Annotated in this window: 24 protein-coding genes; 3 read left to right on the plus strand and 21 right to left on the minus strand. The window is 37.9% G+C overall.

What is annotated here, in order from left to right:
• Positions 1 to 2: 2 nt before the first annotated feature.
• The 3 genes from GNT69_RS07695 to GNT69_RS07705 form a co-directional block, all read right to left on the minus strand.
• Positions 3 to 425 (minus strand): hypothetical protein, encoded by a 423-nt coding sequence (locus tag GNT69_RS07695; RefSeq protein ID WP_203554377.1) that lies wholly within the window; start codon positions 423 to 425, stop codon positions 3 to 5.
• A gap of 150 nt (positions 426 to 575) precedes the next feature.
• Complete coding sequence (scpB, locus tag GNT69_RS07700; RefSeq protein WP_239094094.1) at positions 576 to 1,151, minus strand: SMC-Scp complex subunit ScpB; 576 nt, start codon at positions 1,149 to 1,151, stop codon at positions 576 to 578.
• On the minus strand, positions 1,138 to 1,902 hold the full coding sequence (locus tag GNT69_RS07705) for a segregation/condensation protein A (RefSeq protein ID WP_203554379.1): 765 nt from the start codon (positions 1,900 to 1,902) through the stop codon (positions 1,138 to 1,140). The genes scpB and GNT69_RS07705 overlap by 14 nt, the downstream gene beginning before the upstream one ends.
• Before the next feature lie 147 nt (positions 1,903 to 2,049).
• Between GNT69_RS07705 and GNT69_RS07710 the strand changes: the two genes are divergently transcribed.
• The gene (locus GNT69_RS07710; protein ID WP_203554380.1) at positions 2,050 to 2,568 is read left to right on the plus strand and encodes a DUF309 domain-containing protein; all 519 of its coding nucleotides are present in this window, start codon (positions 2,050 to 2,052) and stop codon (positions 2,566 to 2,568) included.
• Between the two features lie 31 nt (positions 2,569 to 2,599).
• Here GNT69_RS07710 and GNT69_RS07715 read toward each other — a convergent pair whose 3' ends face one another.
• From GNT69_RS07715 to GNT69_RS07800, 18 genes are all read right to left on the minus strand, one after another.
• Positions 2,600 to 2,977, minus strand: coding sequence for a GNAT family N-acetyltransferase (locus GNT69_RS07715; RefSeq protein ID WP_203554381.1), 378 nt, complete (start codon positions 2,975 to 2,977; stop codon positions 2,600 to 2,602).
• A gap of 613 nt (positions 2,978 to 3,590) precedes the next feature.
• A complete protein-coding gene (gene lysA / locus GNT69_RS07720; protein WP_203554382.1) occupies positions 3,591 to 4,910 on the minus strand; it encodes a diaminopimelate decarboxylase in 1,320 nt (439 codons plus the stop codon).
• Positions 4,911 to 5,054: 144 nt separating this feature from the next.
• Positions 5,055 to 6,515, minus strand: a complete 1,461-nt coding sequence (locus GNT69_RS07725) for a spore germination protein (protein ID WP_203554882.1) — start codon at positions 6,513 to 6,515, stop codon at positions 5,055 to 5,057.
• Positions 6,516 to 6,577: 62 nt separating this feature from the next.
• Positions 6,578 to 7,000, minus strand: coding sequence for a stage V sporulation protein AB (locus tag GNT69_RS07730; RefSeq protein WP_203554383.1), 423 nt, complete (start codon positions 6,998 to 7,000; stop codon positions 6,578 to 6,580).
• On the minus strand, positions 6,990 to 7,610 hold the full coding sequence (locus GNT69_RS07735; RefSeq protein ID WP_203554384.1) for a stage V sporulation protein AA: 621 nt from the start codon (positions 7,608 to 7,610) through the stop codon (positions 6,990 to 6,992). Before GNT69_RS07735 ends, GNT69_RS07730 begins: the two co-directional genes overlap by 11 nt.
• A gap of 127 nt (positions 7,611 to 7,737) precedes the next feature.
• On the minus strand, positions 7,738 to 8,496 hold the full coding sequence (gene sigF / locus GNT69_RS07740; protein WP_203554385.1) for an RNA polymerase sporulation sigma factor SigF: 759 nt from the start codon (positions 8,494 to 8,496) through the stop codon (positions 7,738 to 7,740).
• Positions 8,497 to 8,508: 12 nt separating this feature from the next.
• A complete protein-coding gene (gene spoIIAB, locus GNT69_RS07745) occupies positions 8,509 to 8,949 on the minus strand; it encodes an anti-sigma F factor (protein WP_203554883.1) in 441 nt (146 codons plus the stop codon).
• Between the two features lie 3 nt (positions 8,950 to 8,952).
• A complete protein-coding gene (spoIIAA, locus tag GNT69_RS07750; RefSeq protein WP_203554386.1) occupies positions 8,953 to 9,303 on the minus strand; it encodes an anti-sigma F factor antagonist in 351 nt (116 codons plus the stop codon).
• A gap of 209 nt (positions 9,304 to 9,512) precedes the next feature.
• Positions 9,513 to 10,691, minus strand: coding sequence for a D-alanyl-D-alanine carboxypeptidase family protein (locus tag GNT69_RS07755; RefSeq protein ID WP_203554387.1), 1,179 nt, complete (start codon positions 10,689 to 10,691; stop codon positions 9,513 to 9,515).
• 133 nt (positions 10,692 to 10,824) lie between these two features.
• Positions 10,825 to 12,129, minus strand: coding sequence for a pyrimidine-nucleoside phosphorylase (locus GNT69_RS07760; RefSeq protein WP_203554388.1), 1,305 nt, complete (start codon positions 12,127 to 12,129; stop codon positions 10,825 to 10,827).
• Between the two features lie 36 nt (positions 12,130 to 12,165).
• Positions 12,166 to 12,984 carry a purine-nucleoside phosphorylase gene (locus GNT69_RS07765; protein ID WP_239094095.1) on the minus strand — a complete coding sequence of 273 codons (819 nt, stop codon included), beginning with the start codon at positions 12,982 to 12,984 and terminating at the stop codon, positions 12,166 to 12,168.
• 18 nt (positions 12,985 to 13,002) lie between these two features.
• The gene (gene deoB / locus GNT69_RS07770) at positions 13,003 to 14,184 is read right to left on the minus strand and encodes a phosphopentomutase (protein WP_203554389.1); all 1,182 of its coding nucleotides are present in this window, start codon (positions 14,182 to 14,184) and stop codon (positions 13,003 to 13,005) included.
• A 181-nt stretch (positions 14,185 to 14,365) separates the two neighbouring features.
• Positions 14,366 to 15,259, minus strand: a complete 894-nt coding sequence (gene xerD / locus GNT69_RS07775) for a site-specific tyrosine recombinase XerD (protein WP_203554390.1) — start codon at positions 15,257 to 15,259, stop codon at positions 14,366 to 14,368.
• Positions 15,260 to 15,264: 5 nt separating this feature from the next.
• Complete coding sequence (locus GNT69_RS07780; protein WP_203554391.1) at positions 15,265 to 15,489, minus strand: YqzK family protein; 225 nt, start codon at positions 15,487 to 15,489, stop codon at positions 15,265 to 15,267.
• Between the two features lie 110 nt (positions 15,490 to 15,599).
• A complete protein-coding gene (gene fur, locus GNT69_RS07785) occupies positions 15,600 to 16,079 on the minus strand; it encodes a ferric iron uptake transcriptional regulator (RefSeq protein ID WP_203554392.1) in 480 nt (159 codons plus the stop codon).
• Positions 16,080 to 16,196: 117 nt separating this feature from the next.
• A complete protein-coding gene (spoIIM, locus tag GNT69_RS07790; RefSeq protein WP_203554393.1) occupies positions 16,197 to 16,838 on the minus strand; it encodes a stage II sporulation protein M in 642 nt (213 codons plus the stop codon).
• Between the two features lie 118 nt (positions 16,839 to 16,956).
• Complete coding sequence (locus GNT69_RS07795) at positions 16,957 to 18,126, minus strand: endonuclease Q family protein (protein WP_203554394.1); 1,170 nt, start codon at positions 18,124 to 18,126, stop codon at positions 16,957 to 16,959.
• Positions 18,127 to 18,678, minus strand: coding sequence for an NUDIX hydrolase (locus GNT69_RS07800; protein WP_203554395.1), 552 nt, complete (start codon positions 18,676 to 18,678; stop codon positions 18,127 to 18,129).
• 74 nt (positions 18,679 to 18,752) lie between these two features.
• Here GNT69_RS07800 and mciZ point away from each other — a divergent pair, with 74 nt between their 5' ends.
• On the plus strand, positions 18,753 to 18,896 hold the full coding sequence (gene mciZ, locus GNT69_RS07805; protein WP_203554396.1) for a Z-ring formation inhibitor MciZ: 144 nt from the start codon (positions 18,753 to 18,755) through the stop codon (positions 18,894 to 18,896).
• A gap of 61 nt (positions 18,897 to 18,957) precedes the next feature.
• Complete coding sequence (locus GNT69_RS07810; RefSeq protein WP_203554397.1) at positions 18,958 to 19,869, plus strand: aldo/keto reductase; 912 nt, start codon at positions 18,958 to 18,960, stop codon at positions 19,867 to 19,869.
• The last annotated feature ends 25 nt before the right edge of the window (positions 19,870 to 19,894 follow it).

The raw sequence follows: 19,894 nt of genomic DNA on the forward strand, positions 1-19,894 counted from the left end.
CTTTATGATGCGGGCTGAATAGTAAATTCTAATGAAGAACGGACCTCATAGCTTTGGTTCTCTTCAAGTTCAATTGCAAGTTTTGTTACCTTTTCAAAATCAATTCCTTGAAATAAATCCGCAAAATCCTTTTCAGAATTTATATAAACACGTTTTCGTTGTTTCGACTTAGAATTTTTCAACAGGTAAACAAGAGCTACTATATCCTTTAAAAATACATCACGGTCCCCTGCTTTAATAACTGGATCCTGTTTAAAAGGTGTAAACTCGCTTAACTTTTCCTCAAAGTAACGGACATATAAAACGTGAAGGGCCTTTTCCTCTCCATTTTCTATAAAAGTAACCTCACTACGATTAAAAAAGTCCTCAGATGTATTTGGCTTTGCTTTTTCGAGTTCATACCCACTGCACTGTTTTATAATCATCGTTATCCTCCTTAAGCCTTCTAATCGCTTATTAATAATACTTTTTTCCTATATGATAATGTTTTTATAAGAACTGATGGAATAATGATAATAGTTTAATTTTATCATATCTTCAACACAATGTCTTAACTCATTTATCTTTCGTTTCAGCTATAATTCCTGAAATTTTTCAAAGAACAAATCTGCTTCCTCTTGCTGGTGATCCTCAATATTTTCAGGAAGCTCAGGAAGCTCAGCGATACTTTGCAAGCCAAAGTAGTCGAGAAATTCTTTTGTTGTTCCATAAAGATACGCGCGACCAGGACCATCAGCACGCCCCACTTCTTTAATTAACGCTCTTGAAGCTAAAGTTTGCAACGGACCTTCTGTTTTTACACCCCGGATTTCTTCAATTTCAGTCCTAGTTATCGGTTGCTTATAAGCTATAATCGCTAATGTCTCCAGAGCTGCTTGTGACAAATGGGGGGTTCCTGGAGAATTAACTAACCGTTTTAAATAATTAGCATTCTCCTTTTTCGTAGCAAGCTGATAAACCTCAGCAATTTGAACAAGTACAAGCCCACGTTTTTCATCTGTTTCATATTCCTGCCGCATTTCATTTACAATTTCTTGTGCCTTCATTTCATCTACCTCGAGAACATGGGCGATTTGTTTCAACGATAGACCCTCGTCACCAGCTGCAAACAAGATGCTTTCTAGTATGCTTTTCCAATTAATAATTTCCAACCTTGTCTGCTCCTTTCTGTGAGGAAACAAAAATCTCAGCAAAATTCTGTTCCTGTTCGACATAAACCTCTTGTCTTTTCATTAGCTCTAATATCGCTAGAAAAGTAACAACGATATGATTACGCTCACGCACTGGAAATAAATCATAAAAACTTTCCCGCCCCTCTTTAACACGTAGCAGTTCAATAATTTCTTCCATTCGTTTTTCGATTGGAATTTCTTGACGAGTTACTCTAGTAGAGAGAGGTTTTTGTAATCGATTCCTTCGCATCAGCTTTTGGAAAGCAGCAAGCATATCATAGATGGTAACATTTAGTTCGGGTTTTTTCGTTTGAATTTCATCAGTAAACTCCGAAAGGTCACTAGGTGGTTTTGTAAAAAACAGCCCCCTATCTTCTTCAAGAACTTTAAATTCGAGTGCTGCTTCCTTAAATTTTTTATATTCGATTAGCCGTTCTACAAGGTCTTCACGAGGATCCGTTTCTCCTTCAAAATGAAAATCCTCCTCAAAATCTTCTTCATATTTTGGCAGCAACATTTTGCTTTTTATTGCTAGCAAGGTCGCAGCCATCACCAAATATTCACTTGCTAAATCCAGTTCCAACTCCTTCATTGTATGAATATAAAGAAGGTACTGTTCAGTTATTTCTGCCACTGGGATATCATAAATGTCAATCTCTAACCTATTTATCAAATGAAGCAACAAATCAAGCGGCCCTTCAAATGCTTCAATTTTCACATTATATTGCATTGCTTTTCACCAAGATTCAATTTTTTTATTTAGTATAGAGGATAGGCTATCGCTTATCCATTAAAAATTTTCTCTATTTCCGTCTCAAGCGATGTTAACCAAAATATGATAAGCTATATATAATTTTTTCGCAAAGGGGGATGGATAGTGATTCCTAAAGCATTTATTCAATACCTAGTCCATTTTCATGGAGATCGTGATTATTTTGAATGCCATGAAATCCTGGAAGAATATTGGAAAGAATCTGATCCAAGGAATAAGGAATCGATTCTCGTCGGCTTTATTTTATTGGCAGTGTCTGTTTATCATCACAGACGTAATAATTTTTCTGGGGCATTAAGGACATTGAAGAAATCTAAAAAGATATTTTCATATCAAAAAGAAAAGTGTGAAGAATTAGCAATCGACCATTCAAAATTAATGAAATTAATCATGGACACAAGAGGCGTAATTGAAAAACAATTGCCATATAAAAGTATAAACTTACCGATAGGAAACAAGGCTGTAATTGATCTTTGCAAGAGTGAATGCAAAAGGCAAGGGTTTGTATGGGGAGAGAGGAGCAATTTCGCAAACAAAGAATTAATTAACAGACATCTATTACGTGATCGCACAGACGTCATTCTTGAAAGAGAAAAGGCACTAAACAAAAGAAAAAATAATTAAATGCTAGCAACAGAAAAGGGCAGTGCTCTGATTAATCACTGCCTGTTTCACTATCATTTGTTTTCAGTGTCCCACATTTACCAATAAAACCTGCTGTTTCTTCATTAGGGACAATCACCTTCTCCGGATATAACTCTTGTAATCCACAGACCATTTTCTTTCCTATCCCTTGTTTTCGATGGGATGGATTAACAGAAATATGCTGAATCTGTATTGAATCATTATTAATAATTTGTACTCCTAAAAGTCCGGTAATGTCCTCATCTTTCCATAAAAACAGCTGCCAGTTTCGATCTGTTTCGTATTGCTTAATCGTTTGTTGTAATTTTTTTATATCCTTTTCATTCGGCATAAATGATAAAAGGCCCATCGCAATCTTTTCAAAAGCTTTCTTATAACGAATTAACATATTAATCCCTCATTAATAACGAGTATCAGCTGATACTCCATGAATCTAAATTTACTACACAAAATAAGTATCGCAAAAAAATCTTTAACAAACTCATTTTATCCAAAATAAACTTGTTTTAAACCTTGTGTATATTATGTATGAACAGCTTTACAGGTTCATACATTTTATAAATAATCATACATAATCCGATAAAAATCTTCAATTCTCATTTCTACTTATGTTCTCGGAATGATCACTAACCAATAATAGAATCCCCATATGGTTGCTGACAATAAAAGGAGTGCAAATAGCAACCAATTTTTTCTTTTCATTTCACACAACCTCCCTAGATTAATTCTACAGTAGCAAGTGTGAAAAGCCAATTAAAAAGGGGAAAAAAATAAGTTACCTTATATTTAAGTACATATATGCTATTTATGATTTAGTTATTATTTACAGTCAATCTCAAAAAAATTTAAAACTAATGGACAAAAAAAGGGCAAATAAGCTTCTAATTCAATGAAAAACGACTCTAAAATTATATTTTGAATTTTAGAGTCGTTTTTTGGTTTGTGAAATTAACGTTTTTCAGGAAACTGATGGATTTTAAGTGCCTTCCCAAATCGGGAACCTATTTTTCAATTTCCACTTTTAAAGGTAGGTCCAAGCGAACCATATCTTCATAAGACTCTCGTTTAACAACCAACGTCGATACCCCATTCTCCACAAAAACCACCGGCGGTCTCGGAATTCGATTGTAATTATTCGCCATCGAATAACCATATGCACCCGTGCAGAAAACAGCGAGGAAGTCTGTATGATTCGATTTTGGGAGAGGCAAATCCCAAATCAGCATATCCCCGGACTCACAACATTTCCCTGCTATTGAGACTGTTTCTTCAGGTACTTCATTCGCTTTATTCGCAAGAATTGCCTCATACTTCGCTTGGTAAAGTGCGGGCCGAAGATTATCACTCATCCCACCATCAACTGCTAGATATTGCCTAACATTAGGGACCTCTTTCCTTGAACCGATTCGATATAGTGTTGTCCCTGCATCACCAACTAAAGAACGACCTGGTTCTATCCAAATTTCAGGTACTTTCATTTCAAAATGTTTTGCTTGTCTCTTTACTTCTTCAATAATTTCTTCCACATATTGAGACGGAGGTATTGGATCATCTTCTTTTGTATACCGAATCCCGAAACCTCCGCCAAGATTTAATACAGTTGGTTCAAACGCCTTTTGTTTTTTCCATTCATTTAATTTTTCAAAGATTTTCTTTGCTGCCAATAAGAAACCCGTTGTTTCAAAAATTTGGGAACCTATGTGACAGTGGACACCTAGAAGATTAAGATTTTTAGATTCTATCGCATTTGTCATTGCTTGATCAGCTTGACCATTTTGCAATCCAAATCCAAATTTCGAATCATCTTGACCTGTTAAAATATAATCATGGGTATGAGCCTCAATACCAGGGGTAACCCGCAATAGAATATTTACTTTTTTCTCTTTTGTTGCACAAAGTTCATCCAATAGTTCTAGTTCATAAAAATTATCGACAACAAAACAGCCAATTTCTTTGTCAATTGCCATATGCAACTCTTCAAGACTTTTGTTGTTTCCATGGAAATGGATTTTTTCCGCCGGGAATCCTGCTGCAATCGCAGTAAATAATTCTCCCCCCGAAACAACATCTAATGAAAGGCCCTCTTCCTCGGCAAGCTGTACCATTGCTACTGTTGAAAAGGCCTTACTCGCGTAAGCAACCTGTGCTTTCACATCATGAGCTTCAAACGTTCTTTTAAAACTCCTTGCTCTATCTCTAATCAATGCAACATCATAGACATATAAAGGCGTTCCGTATTGTTCTGCAAGAGCAACTGTATCGATTCCGCCAATTTCAAGATGTCCATGGCTATTTACTTTAGCTGTTCCATGAAATTGCATATTTTCCCCCTCATTTCTTCCAACGTAGGGTATAAATAGACAGCCTCCAAATTCAGGATAACCGTCTATTTATTCAAGTCCCTTTGTCGATTAAAATATAAATTACTTTATCATAATTTAGAGGAACAAGCAATTCAAGAACTCCTAATTTTTTACTGGTTGCCTAGCCCGATTTCTTGCATGAACAATGCTTGGACGAATTTTCGCACCTGGTACAGCTTTTCTAATTAAAATATGGAAAAATGCCTTAGGAGCAAATGGCAAAAACGGCCATAAAAATGGTGTATTTAATGAGCGAATGCTTGCCAAATATATAATCCAGACGGTACAACCGATGACAAATCCTGGAACATGGAAAATTGCTGTGAAAATTAACAGAATGATTCTGCCAATTTTATTTCCCATACTTAACTCATAGCTAGGGGTAGCATACGTTCCAATCGCAGCTAGAGCTACGTACAGAATGACCTCCGGAACAAATAAACCAACATCAATGGCGATTTGACCAATTAACACGGCTGCTATTAACCCCATTGCTGTAGATAGCGGCGTTGGTGTATGAATAGCGGCCAATCTTAGAAATTCAATCCCAATATCCGCCAAAAATATTTGCAATAAAATTGGAATATTCGATTCATCATTTGGCCCAATAAAAGATAATGCCTCTGGGAGGAGGTCGCCATTCTGTGCAAATAAATACCAAAGTGGCAATAAAACTAAAGACACCGCGACCCCGATAAAGCGAATCCACCTTACCATCGTTCCTACACCCGGGGACTGTCTGTATTCCTCAGCATGCTGTAGATGGTGAAAATATGTGGTTGGTGTAATGATTACACTTGGGGATGTATCTACATAAACCAATACATGCCCCTCAAGTAAATGTGTGGCCGCAACATCTGCTCTCTCTGTGTATCTAACTAACGGAAATGGATTATATCCTTGCTTTACAAGGAACTCCTCTACCGTTTTGTCTGCCATCGTTAAACCATCAATTTCAATCGTTTGTAATTCATCCTTAATGACTTTAACTAAATCCGGATTGGCGACATCCTTTATGTAGCCTAATGCGATATCTGTTTTCGAACGTTCACCTACTTGCATGATTTCAAACCGGAGCCGTTCATCTTTAATCCTTCTTCTAGTTAAAGCAGTATTTACAATAATATTTTCGACAAACCCATCTCTTGAACCACGAACTACTCTTTCTGTATCAGGCTCTTCGGGTTGGCGCCCTGGATAGCTTCTCACATCAACAATAAGAGCGATTTCCTCGCCTTCGACCATGATAGCAATCAAACCAGAAAGCACCTGATCGACGACTTCATCCATCGTTTTTACTTGCTCGACAGATTGATGAAGAATACGATTTTCTACTATCTCCTGTAATTTTGATGATAATCTCTCATTATCATTAATCGCAACGAGTTCTTTCACAATTTCGATAATAAACTGAGTGTCACATAACCCATTTACATAATAAAAGTGTACATCCTTTTTCAGGAGTTTTAGTTTTCTTACACCTAAGTCAAAGCTATCTCCTAAACCGATCCGGTCTTTCATATAGGTTTCCACTTCCGTTAATGAGGCCGGAATTGGGAGCATATCCTTTGTTTGATTCACAAAAACCCACACTCCTTTCGAATCTAGCGCACCATCATATGCGTCTAATGATCAACAAAATATATCCAATGAAATAATGAACCAGCGATCTTCCCGATGACGATGGCCATTATAAGGATGGCAATTTTATCATCAATTCGAACTCGTTTTGCAAGAATAGGAAATACATTTAACACCTCCGTTAAGCCGGCCGCCAACATGCCAACAAAAATCCCGCCAGCTAAACCGATGGGAATCGTAATAAATGTTGAAAAAGAAAGAACAGGACTTTGAAGACTCCCAATTGTACCTGATACCGCGCCTAAGATGACCGCCCACTCATAAAAATGAATGAGGTGCAATGTTTTTGTTAGTTGTGTCAGCCGGGGAATGACCCCAAGTACGACTAAAAATGCTACAAATCCGGCGCCAACAGCTAACCCTCCTGCTAGACCTATAATCAAGACAAGTAAAAGGTTAATCGTCATCTAAACGTTTCACACTTTCCTTATTTTCATGGACAATGACATACTGATCTAGAGATTGCTGATAATTGAACATCTCCACCTCTAATGGACTCGGTTCTTCATTTATCTTCTTTTTAAATACATGATTAAAGAAAAGAATCATCCCTAACCCCAACCCAAATGAATACGGGATTTGGAAAAGAAGTGGTTTTCTTTCATCCTTTCCTGTAAGGATTGTATAAAGCTGTTGTTGAACAGCCAGCATGCTAACATCTTCATGAAAGTTCATAATCGTTAGAGCGGAGCCGATAAATAACAAAAACCAAACTAATAAAAAAACCGGCAATGATACAGCTTTTCTCTTTAGCATAACCTCAATAATTGTTTGCGGCGGCCCAATTGTCTGTACTTCTATATTTGGGAATGTACCCGATATTAGGCGAATCACGCTCATTACATCGATAATAATAATATTGCGATCTTTTGGTGAAGTTTTGTGGACAGGGAGCATTGCCAGTTTTCGATAGATCTCATCTTTTGAGATAATTTGTGCAATATCTTTTAACAATAGGGTTTCACCTAGTTTTGCCTGTACGCGAGTTCGCATGCGTATGTAGATTGTATTATCCATCCTGTTCACTTCCAACACATTGTTATCCTCGTATAAGTAGTATTCGTAGATAGCCTAATTTCATGAAGTCCAAAAAATGGAACACTATTGAACACAGAGATTTATAAAAAAAAGAACCGTATGAATCTCACGGATCCATACGGTTCTTCATCTGTTGCAATATTTTCTTTTCTAAACGGGATACTTGTACTTGGGATATCCCAAGCCTCGCAGCCACCTCAGACTGTGTCTGGTCTTTATAATAACGGAGATAGACAATCAATCTCTCACGTTCGTCAAGCTCTCTTATCGCTTCTTTCAAAGCAATCTTATCGAACCATCTTCCCTCTTCACCGTTATCAATTTGATCGAGAAGAGTAATTGGATCGCCATCATTTTCATATACGGTTTCATGAATGGACGACGGAACACGACTCGCCTCTTGTGCAAGGATAATGTCTTCAGCTGACAATTGTAAATGTTCTGCCAGTTCATTTACAGTTGGAATTCTCCCATAATTTTTGGATAGTTCATCCTTTGCTTTTCGTATCTTATTGGCCATTTCCTTCAAAGATCTACTTACTTTAACCGTACCATCATCCCTAATAAATCGTTGTATTTCCCCGATGATCATTGGAACAGCATACGTTGAAAATTTAACATCATAAGATAAATCAAATTTATCAACTGATTTAAGGAGACCAATACTCCCTATTTGAAACAGGTCATCTGGTTCATACCCACGATTTAAAAAGCGTTGAACCACCGACCAGACAAGGCGCATGTTTTTCTGGACAATAAGGTCCCTTGCTTCCTGGTCGCCATCATGACTACGCTTGATCAATTCCTTTACCTCATGGTCCTTCAAATAGGCTTGACTATTATCGTTTTTCACTTCAACATCCATAAGCAGGACTCCTTAATTGCACAGTGCTTTGCTTTTTAATAAATGCTTTTTCAAACGAATTTCCGTTCCAAATTTAGGCTCTGAACGAACCTCTACTTCATCCATAAAGTTTTCCATAATCGTGAATCCCATGCCTGACCGTTCTAATTCCGGTTTAGATGTGTACAATGGCTGACGAGCCTCTTCAATGTCTTTTATTCCAACACCTTCATCTTTAATCGTTAATTCAACCGTATTGTTTTCAATTGTAACTGAAATATAGACCTGCCCATCATTCCTTCCTTCGTAGCCGTGAATAATGGAATTCGTAACAGCCTCAGAAACTACCGTTTTAATTTCTGTCAACTCATCCATTGTCGGATCTAACTGAGCAATGAATGCTGCAACCGTCACGCGAGCAAACGATTCATTTTGACTTAAAGCACTGAATTGTAGCTTCATCTCATTTTTCATCAATCATGCAGCCCCCAATCTTTCTAAAGCATATTCCTCTGTCGGCTCTAAGCGAACAATTTTAAATAAGCCCGACATATCGAATAGTCGTTTGATTGGCGGCGAGATTGCACATACAATCATTTCTCCATTCAGTTGCTTTATCTGTTTGTATCGCCCTAAAATGACACCTAATCCCGAACTATCCATAAAACTTAAGTTTTCAAGGTTAAGGACAATATGGCGTACGGTTGGGCTTTCAAGTGCTTTTGTTGCCTGTTTCCGTAATTCCTCTGCCGCATGATGATCCAATTCTCCGCTTAGCCGAATGCATAAGACATCATTTTTAATTTCTAAATCAATGCTAAGACTCACTTGTCCATTGCCTCCTTATTTGTTAGCTAATCGGAAAGTTTATAATTCAATAAATTATACTTTCCTAACTTTATAAGGAGGAATTCGCCACAATGGAGCGATATCCTTCTTTCAGGACAAAACTAGTCTTCATTCGCTAAAACTAGTAATTAGGCTTCTGTTTTCGACACGCATCTATCTTTTTTAATCGTCACCATGACCAAGGATTATTACTCATCAGTGCGTGTAAACATTCCGAATGCACGCTTATAAAGCTGCCACCAGCTAGCGCTTTCAATCGTTTCATTAGCCACCAATTTTGTTTCCACTAATGATTTCCCATCCTGGACAAGTTTTAACGAACCAACTTCATCCCCTTTTTGAATAGGAGCCTTTAATCCTTCTTTTAAGGTAATCTTCTCTTCAATTTTCTCGATATTTTCTCCCTTTTTTGTCAACAAAGAAATTCGTTCGGATGTCACCGCATCCACTGTTTTTTCACTGCCTTTGCTGATTTTTGCCTTTGCTAGTACATGGCCCTTATCAAACATCGGGTGAGATTCATATTGACTAAAGGCATAATCGAGCATTTTTGTTACTTGGGCATTTCTTGATTTTGAAGTAGGAGCACCAAAAACAACAGCTACCACTCGCATCCCATCTTTTTCTGCCGTAGCTGTCAAACAATACTTAGCCTCGTTCGTAAAGCCTGTTTTCAGTCCATCAACACCAGGATAAAATTTAACAAGGCGATTTGTATTAACTAACCAGAATTTTTTGTCTGAATCTTCCCGCAAATAATCTTCATACTTTCCTGTAAATTTTGTAATCGTTTCATATTTTAAAAGTTCTTTTGCCATAATTGCCATATCATGGGCCGTACTGTAATGCTCTTCTGTTGGAAGTCCTGTTGAATTTTTGAATAGTGTGTCTTTAAGACCTAATTCTTTTACTTTTTCATTCATTAAACGAACAAATTCTTCTTCTGAACCTGCTAGTCTTTCTGCCATAGCTACTGAGGCATCATTCGCCGAACCAATGGCAATTCCTCTCAACATTTCTTCTACGGTCATTTCTTCCCCTTGTTCAAGGAAAATTTGCGAACCACCCATCGAAGCAGCATATTCACTCGTTCTAATTTTTTCATCCATTTTGAGCCTGCCTTCATCTATTGCTTCCATGATTAAAAGCATCGTCATAACTTTAGTCATGCTTGCCGGTGGCAGTTTTTCCCCGCTATTTTTGTCATAAAGGACTTTCCCAGTATCCCGTTCAATTAATATCGCTGAGCGGGAATCATTCGAAAGATTCACTCCTGTTTCTGTTGCTGTTACACTTGTTGAAAACGTTGAAGCAATTAATACTGAAACGATGATTAGACTAAGCATGTATTTGTATTTGCGTCTCATGGCCATAAACCTCCTATCTTATATCGTTTATTTTTTCCACTAAAACCATTTTTATACAGATAAAAAACGTAAAAAAGAAGTGAAACTTTGTTTCACTTCTTAATTAGTTAGATTTCTCCTATTATTCCCCTATTTATTCAGTTATTTCTTCATAAATCAATGTTGGCGAAGGAACTTCAGATTTCGAAAGTTTAATATTTCTATAAAGAATTTCTTTCACTATACTTACATCTTCAAAATTACTGTGAATGGTCAGCAATGGTTCACCTTTTTTCACTTTATCTCCAATTTTCTTATGTAATATTAAGCCGACAGCTAAATCAATTTCTGATTCTTTCGTTGCCCTTCCTGCTCCTAAAAGCATGGCTGCAGTGCCAATCTCATCTGCCACTATTTCAGCTAAAAACCCATCCTCTTTTGCTTCTAATGCGATCTGATGTTTTGCTAGAGGTAATAATGTGGGATCATCAACGACAGCCGCGTTCCCACCTTGAGAACTGACAAATGTTTTAAAAGTTTCAAGGGCTGACCCATCAGCTATTTTATCTTCAAGCATTAATCGCGCTGCTTGAAGCGAATTCGCTTTCTTCGCCAATAAAACCATATGACTTCCAAGTGTCAAACATAATTCCGTTAAATCTTCGGGACCTTTTCCTTTAAGTGTATCAATCGCTTCTTTTACCTCTAAAGCATTTCCAATAGCAAATCCAAGTGGCTGACTCATATCGGAAATGACAGCCATCGTTTTTCTTCCCACATCATTTCCAATGCGCACCATTGTTTTTGCAAGTTCACGGGAATCCTCAAGCGTCTTCATAAAAGCCCCGGCTCCGGTTTTCACATCCAAAACGATGGCATCGGCTCCTGCGGCGATTTTTTTGCTCATAATCGAACTAGCTATTAATGGGATACTGTCAACGGTTGCGTTCACATCTCTAAGTGCATATAATTTTTTATCTGCTGGGGTCAAGTTTCCACTTTGACCAATAACAGCAATTTTGTTTTGATTCACGAGCTGGATAAATTCATCATTTCCAATTTCAACATGAAATCCATTGATGGCTTCAAGTTTATCTATTGTCCCACCCGTATGACCGAGTCCTCGGCCTGACATTTTTGCAACCGGAACACCAACGCTAGCAACAAGCGGACCTAAAACCAATGTTGTTGTATCTCCAACTCCTCCTGTTGAATGCTTATCTACCTTAACGCCTTCGATTTTAGATAAATCTATTTCATCTCCTGATTTCACCATCGCCATCGTTAACTCCGCACGTTCTTTCTCTGTCATTCCCTGGAAAAAAATGGCCATCGTAAGTGCGCTCATTTGATAATCAGGAATTGAATCACCTGTATATCCATTAATAATAAAATGAATTTCTTCCGATGAAAGTTCTAAACCATCGCGCTTTTTCTCGATTAAATCAACCATTCTCATTTATAATCACCCCTTAGACACGTATTTTCGCCTTTTTTAGACTCGGCCAATTTCTTTCACAAGCTCTTTTACATACTTCAAAAATATTGACCTGACTTGCTCTGTTGTCTCAATTACTTCTTCATGAGTTAAAGGCTGATCAAGAATCCCCGCAGCCATATTAGAAATACACGAAATACCCAAGACTTTCATATTTGAATGTCTAGCAACCATGACTTCCGGGACTGTAGACATGCCTACTGCATCACCGCCGAAAAAGCGGGCCATTCGAACTTCTGCTGGAGTTTCATAGGCAGGACCTGAATTCCCAATATAAACTCCTTCTTTCACTTTGATATTAAGCCGCGCCGCAATATCCTTCGCAAGTTTTCGCAATTCCCTTGAGTATGCTTCACTCATATCTGGAAAACGAGGTCCTATTTCAGAATCATTCGGCCCAATTAGCGGATTTGTCCCCATATTATTAATATGATCAGAAATTAACATTAAATCTCCTGGTGTAAATTCTTCATTGACTCCACCAGCAGCATTCGTGACGATTAACGTTTCAATTCCTAATTGTTTCATGACCCTCACTGGAAAGGTTACTTTTTCCATACTATAGCCTTCATAATAATGAAAGCGGCCCTGCATCGCAACCACTGTTACTCCATTTAAGGTTCCAAATACTAGCTGACCAGCATGGCCTTCAACTGTGGATACAGGAAAATTAGGAATCTTACGATAAGATATTTTTACAGATTCTTCTATTTCATCTGCTAAAACCCCTAAACCTGAACCTAAAATCAATCCGATTTTCGGTTGAGTTGGAAATTTCTCTTTTAAAAATTGCACTGCCTCTTTTACTTCACTCATTTCAATCTAATCCCCCTCTTACTTCAATTCTTTTAAAAAGCTTACCCCGTAACGCGGCATCTTCACTTTGAAATTTTCTGCAATTGTAGCGCCAATATCGGCAAATGTCTTACGGATTGGAAGCTCTTTTCCTTCCTTTATCCTTTTTGAATACACGAGAAGCGGAACATATTCACGCGTATGGTCTGTTCCTTCGTGTACTGGGTCATTTCCGTGATCAGCTGTGAGAATAAGAAGATCCTCTTCATGCAATTTTTCTAATACTTCGGTCAATCTTGAATCATACTCTTCTAGCGCTTTTCCATATCCAATCGGATCACGGCGATGACCATATAAAGCATCAAAATCAACTAAATTTAAAAAGCTGAGTCCAGTAAAATCCATCGCTAGAGTATCCATTAACTTATCCATTCCATCCATATTCGAGACAGTGCGCAGCGATTCTGTCACTCCTTCACCGTCATAAATATCTGAGATTTTACCAATGGCAATCACATCGAGGCCAGAATCCTTTAACTCGTTCATAACCGTTCGCTCAAACGGCTTCAAAGCATAGTCATGACGGTTTGTTGTTCGCTTAAAATCTCCTATTTCACCTAAAAATGGACGCGCAATTACGCGGCCAACCATGTATTTTTCATCAAGAGTCAGTTCTCGAGCAATTTCACATATTTTATATAGTTCATCGATCGGAACAATTTCTTCATGAGCTGCAATTTGTAATACAGAATCGGCGGATGTATAGACAATTAAATGGCCTGTCTTCAGATGTTCTTCGCCTAATTCCTCGATAATCTCCGTTCCGCTAGCCGGCTTGTTTCCGATTATTTTTCTTCCAGTTTTCGTCTCCAACTCCGAAATCAATTCATCAGGAAAGCCGTCAGGAAAAACTTGAAAAGGAGTTTTAATATTTAGCCCCATGATTTCCCAATGTCCGGTCATCGTATCTTTTCCTACTGAAGCCTCTTCCATTTTTGTATAGAAAGCTAGCGGTGAATTTGCTTTCGGAATTCCCTTTATTTCACGAATATTGCTCAAACCTAATTTTTCCATATTCGGCATGTTCAAGCCATTCATTTTTCCCCCAATATGACCGAGTGTATCTGCTCCAGTATCACCAAAATTAGCAGCATCAGGTGCCTCGCCAATTCCTACGGAATCCATCACGATTAAAAACACCCGTTTATATGTATATGCCATCGGATCTCCTCCTTAAACTAATTTTAAAAAATCTCATTATAGTCTACCCTAGTTGCCTATTATTAACCTTTCCCCTTTAATTGCACGAGACCTTACATCTTCATTCTACTAAAATTTCTGCAAAAAAAAAGAAAAGCTACCTACAGGGTGCCTTCCTCATCTGATGTGTACTATAAAGCTCTTAAGCTCTCGGGTGAAATTTACTATAAACATCTTTTAACCTAGTTTTTGTTACATGTGTATAAATCTGTGTAGTAGAAATATCAGCATGCCCTAGCATCTCTTGTACCGCTCTTAAATCTGCCCCATTCTCGAGTAAATGAGTAGCAAAGGAATGTCTCAAAGTATGTGGCGTCAGCTCTTTTTCAATTCCTGATTCTTTCGATAATCGTTTAAGAATTTTCCAAAAACCTTGCCTCGTCAGGCGCTTTCCATGATGGTTGAGAAATAACGCCTCATCTTTATGCTGCTTGGCAACAAACTTTGGTCTGCCTTTTTCAAGATACTTCTCTAGAGCAAGTGTAGAGGTCTTTCCAATCGGAATAATCCTTTCCTTATTTCCTTTTCCAATACAGCGGATAAACCCCATCGTCAAATGAATATCTGCCAAATTTAGACTAATTAACTCACTTACTCTAATGCCTGTTGCGTATAACAGTTCAAGCATTGCCTTATCACGATAACCATATTGATTGATAAGTTTTGGAGCATCGAGAAGTGTTTCAACCTCTTTTAAGCTTAAAACTTTAGGCAAAGTTTTCTCAAGTTGAGGACTTTCAATATGTACTGTAGGATCATGCTCCACAGCTTTTTCACGCAATAAAAATTGATGAAATGCACGAATAGATGCAACATGCCGTGCAATCGTCTTCGATGATTTCCCGCCATTTTTCAAGTATGCAAGAAAATGAACGATTTGACTTCGCTGAACTCGGCCCAGTTCCGTTAATCCTTCCGTTGTTTGCAAGTAAGTTAAATAGCTTTTCAAATCACGTTCATACGCAATGATTGTATTTCTAGATAGCCCTTTTTCAACAACTAAAAAATGGATAAAATCTTTCAGATGCTCATTCATTATGTTTACTCCCCATTCAAATAAAACAGGATTAACCTGTTAAGCATGCCTTGGTCATCTGCAGAATTCCCTCCGGACACCTTTATTGCCGCTCCTTCCGGTTCATCGTAGCGATGATGATTCTGATATTCCTCATTTACCCACATAATACCATAGTAAAAGAGGATTGTGCATCCCGTAAACAAGATAAACACTTTAAACGCATGCAAAATCAATGTGATCATTTTCATTGAAATGCCTCCGTAATCACTTATTACTACAAGATATGCCAAGGTGGACAAATTATATACATAAAAAGAAAATAAAAAACCCTTCCTCACCATGAGAAAGAGTCTATCTGTTAAGTTTGTTCTTTTTTATATACTAAGTTCTTATGCTCGTCTTTTTCTTGACAACGATAACATACTCCATGAAAAGTCAAACGATGATCTTTTATCTTAAATTTCCATTGTCGCTCAACGATTTCTTCAACATCGTCTAACAAATCTTCCTGAATTTCATCAACAGCTCCACATTCAATGCAAACAAGATGATGATGAAAATGGGCCGCTCCTTCTTGGCGGAGATCGTAACGAGAAACACCATCACCAAAATTTATTTTATCTACAATCTTTAATTCTGTTAATAATTCAAGCGTCCGATAAACGGTTGCCAGACCAATCTCAGGAGATTTTTCTTTCACAAGAAGATAGACATCTTCAGCGCTTAAATGGTCTTCTTCGTTTTCTAATAAGACTCGAACAGTTGCTTCTCGTTGCGGTGTTAGTTTATAGCTGGACGAATGCAGCTGTTTTTTTATTCTTTCGATTCTTGTTTCCATTAGATAGTCTTCACTCCCCCGCCACTGTCATTTTTCATTATAGCAGAATGGAAAGGAGATTCACAATAAAATTATTACAAACTAGAAAACATATTGATTATTTTTTAATAATAATTATTAACTACTTGAAAGGATGACTGCTTTCAATAGGGCCGGAGAAATGAATGATTCGATTCCAGCAGCCGTTGCTATGAAAAGAACAGCGATTACAAAAGAGAATAAATATCTAAAAAACTGTGGCAATACGGGCTGAGTCATCTTTTTCATAAATTGATTTCGGATCATTTTTAACGAAAAAATGACACTGAGGGCTGACATAATGATATACACTGGGATAATCACTAGGTTTTGCGGCAAAATGGACACAAATGATAATAAAAACCCATTCCATCCCATTTGATTCACAAGAAAACCAACGGTAAAGCCAACCGTTATCCCTTTTATAAAAAGTAAAATTAAAATTACCGGCAAACCGATAATCGAGATCCCAAGAATCCAAATAAGCCCAATAAATTTGCTGTTATGAAAGAAGCTTTGGATAAATAAATCTTTCGCTGCAATAACTTCCCCTGTTGCTGCTTGCCCAAAAAACTGCGAGAGATAATAGAATAAATCTTCCTTTTGAGAAAAGCTTAGACTGTTAACGATAACCGCTCCGAAGATAACTCCCATTAAAAATAATACAACAACAAATAAATAAATAGAGGAATAATCGCGAAAATGATTGGCTGCAACGTTTTGGTACTTTCTTTTCTTCATAGTTTTTCCTCCTGCACAATTGAATAGTAAATTTTATGTGAGGAGGAAGAATTCTATGACTAGCAATTCCTCTTTGTTTTTTAATAGGATTGGCTGAGGGTGATATGAAATTCACTTGCTACTTTTGGTGAATAATTTTCCCGTATTTCCCTCCACCTCCAGCATGGACTAAAAGTTCGCCATTCCTTGCTTTTACGATTAACTCGGCAATTTTATCTGGAACCACTTCCTTTAAAGCAGCCGGCGGAACAGCATGCAGAACAGCCATTTCTGTCCCAAAATGATCTAACAGCTTCTCTAGCAATCTTGGACCAAGTCCTGGGATAAACTCAAGTGGAACCTGGTGAATATAAGGTGGTCGAGATACGATAGATTTTACTTGCGACTTCAATTCAGCTATCCGATCAGCGACACCTTTAATAAATTTATCATTCCCGCACTCAAGACAGACTGAGCTTTTTTCATTATAAGGCTCATGGCAACCTGTACATACGGTCCGATGATATTTTCCGAGAAGTGGGTTGAGACCGTAATTAGCCACTATGCTTCTCCCGTCCTCTTCCTTTAACGCATAGGTTAATTCTTTAAAAGAGAGCTCTCGCATCTTCAGTTTCTGATATTCTCTCGCGATTTTCGCGAGGGAATGAGCATCCGAATTGGATAAATATGTGTATCGATGAAGTTCAGACAATTGATCTGCCATTGCTGTATTTGCACTCAATCCCAATTCAATTGCATCAATAAGGTTTGGATTGAATACTTCTGTAAGAGAACGCTGAACTCCTTTGCCATATAAGCTTTTGAATGGCGTAAACACATGAGCGGGGATAAATAATCCATCGAGCTCTTTCGTTTTCAATTGTAACTCTTGTCCCGTTACATAGACACGTTGAGAGCTTAAATGGATATTTTTCATATATCCCTTTAACCATTCAGAAAAGGTTCGAATCGTTTTTAAGGTTGGGAAAAAGCAGAGGACGTGAAGGGGCCCCTCTGTTTCTTTACTATTTATCTCCAATTCTGACCCTAGGAGAATACAGAGATCTCCATACATGACTCCCCCATCTCGATGCTCGACTAATTCCCCTTTATCCAGAAGTTCTTCCATTTCATCAATGACTTCAGGGGAATGACAATCAATGATTCCCACTATATCTAATCCCTTTTTGTCACGCGCATGGGCGATCAGATTTGTAAATGTCAGCGTCCTCGCCCCAGTAATTTTCACAGCTCTCCCTGATTTCGTTCGCCCTATATGAATATGTAAATCTGCATAGTACTCTTTCATCTATTTTCCTAAAGCTGCCTTTAACTGTAAATACTGAACGGCATAAGCTGTTTTTGCATCATGAATTTTCTGTTCTCTCATTAATTCTAACGCCTCTTCGAGTGAAACTTCCATTAAGTTTACAAATTCATCTTCATCTGTCGTAGCCGCATTAGCTTTCTTTTTTAATCCTGTTGCGACAAATAGATGGACGAGCTCATCTGCAAAACCCGGTGATGTATAAAATGAAAGTAACCAATCCATTTTCGTGCATTCATAGCCCGTTTCTTCTTCAAGTTCTCGAAATGCACATACTTCAGGAGGCTCATCTTTTTCCAATTTGCCAGCAGGAATTTCAATAATGGTCCGTTCAAGTGCTTTTCGGTATTGTTCAACCATAACAATTTTATTATCGTCTGTTACCGCAATAATCGCTACAGCACCAGGATGCTTAATGATTTCTCGTTTGGAGGTCTTTCCATTTGGAAGTTCAACTTCATCCACTTGAAGACTGATTACTCTCCCTTCAAATATTTGTTCCGTATGTAAAGTTTTTTCTTTTAAAGAGTTCATTTTTCCACTCCTGTTCTAAATCATCATTGAATGCTCATACATTTTATCATACTAAAAAATAAGGTGTGATGAGAATGAAAGTTTATGTTTATGAGAACGGATTCATGATGTCTGGAAAAGCATGGGAAATCAAACGAAAACTTAAAGAGTATAGCAAAGAGCATGCACTTGTAAAGGATTGGGTTGAAGCCGTCTCTAAGAGCGTTCCCCGATCTTAGCAGTTGTAGTCTTGCCGCCTTCTTCGCTAAAATAAAAGAAAACATTCAGGAGTGAATATTTGTGAAGAAGCGGCAATTGGGAAATTCAGATTTACACGTAAGCGAACTTGCACTAGGATGCATGTCGCTTGGCACAGATGAGAAACAAGCATTTAATGTCATTGAGGCGGCGCTCGAAGAAGGAGTCAATTATTTTGATACCGCTGATTTATACGATTTTGGCGAAAATGAAAAAATCGTCGGACAAGCCCTAAAACATGTCCGGGAACAGGTCGTTATTGCAACTAAAGCTGGAAACCGTTGGAATGAAGCAAAAAATAGTTGGAGCTGGGACCCTTCTAAGAAATATATAAAAGAAGCGGTCAAAGGATGCTTAAAACGATTACAGACGGACTACATTGATTTCTTTCAACTTCATGGCGGGACAATCTCTGATCCAATTGAAGAAACGATTGAGTCCTTTGAAGAGCTAAAAGCGGAAGGAGTCATTCGCTATTATGGAATATCGTCCATCCGACCGAATGTAATTCGCGAATATGTTGAGAAATCAACTATTGCCGCTGTGATGATGCAATACAGCATGCTCGACAGGCGACCGGAAGAACTGGCACTCCCACTGCTCCATCAAGCCGGAATTAGCGTTGTTACGAGAGGATCTATCGCAAAAGGATTATTAAGTGATCAATATAGCAGCAAACTTTCTAAAAAAGGTTTCCTTGACTATAGTGAAAAAGAGCTTCAATCATTGCTTCCACAATTAAAAGCAAAACTAGCCTCATCCAGACCTTTAGAGGAAGTCGCTTTACAATATAACTTAGCGAATCCAGCTGTTGCCTCCGTTGTCACAGGCGCAAGCTCCGCTGCTCAAATGCGTGCAAATGCCAAAGCTGTTAACAGCCGCCCACTATCTAGCGAAGAAATCCAAGTCATTCAACAGTTAACGAAAGCAAATCAATATTCGGAACATAGATAAGGAAAACTCGCCGCTTGGCGAGTTT

Origin of the sequence: Bacillus sp. B15-48, from assembly GCF_016879755.1 — a bacterium.
Taxonomy (GTDB): Bacteria; Bacillota; Bacilli; order Bacillales; family Cytobacillaceae; genus Mesobacillus_B.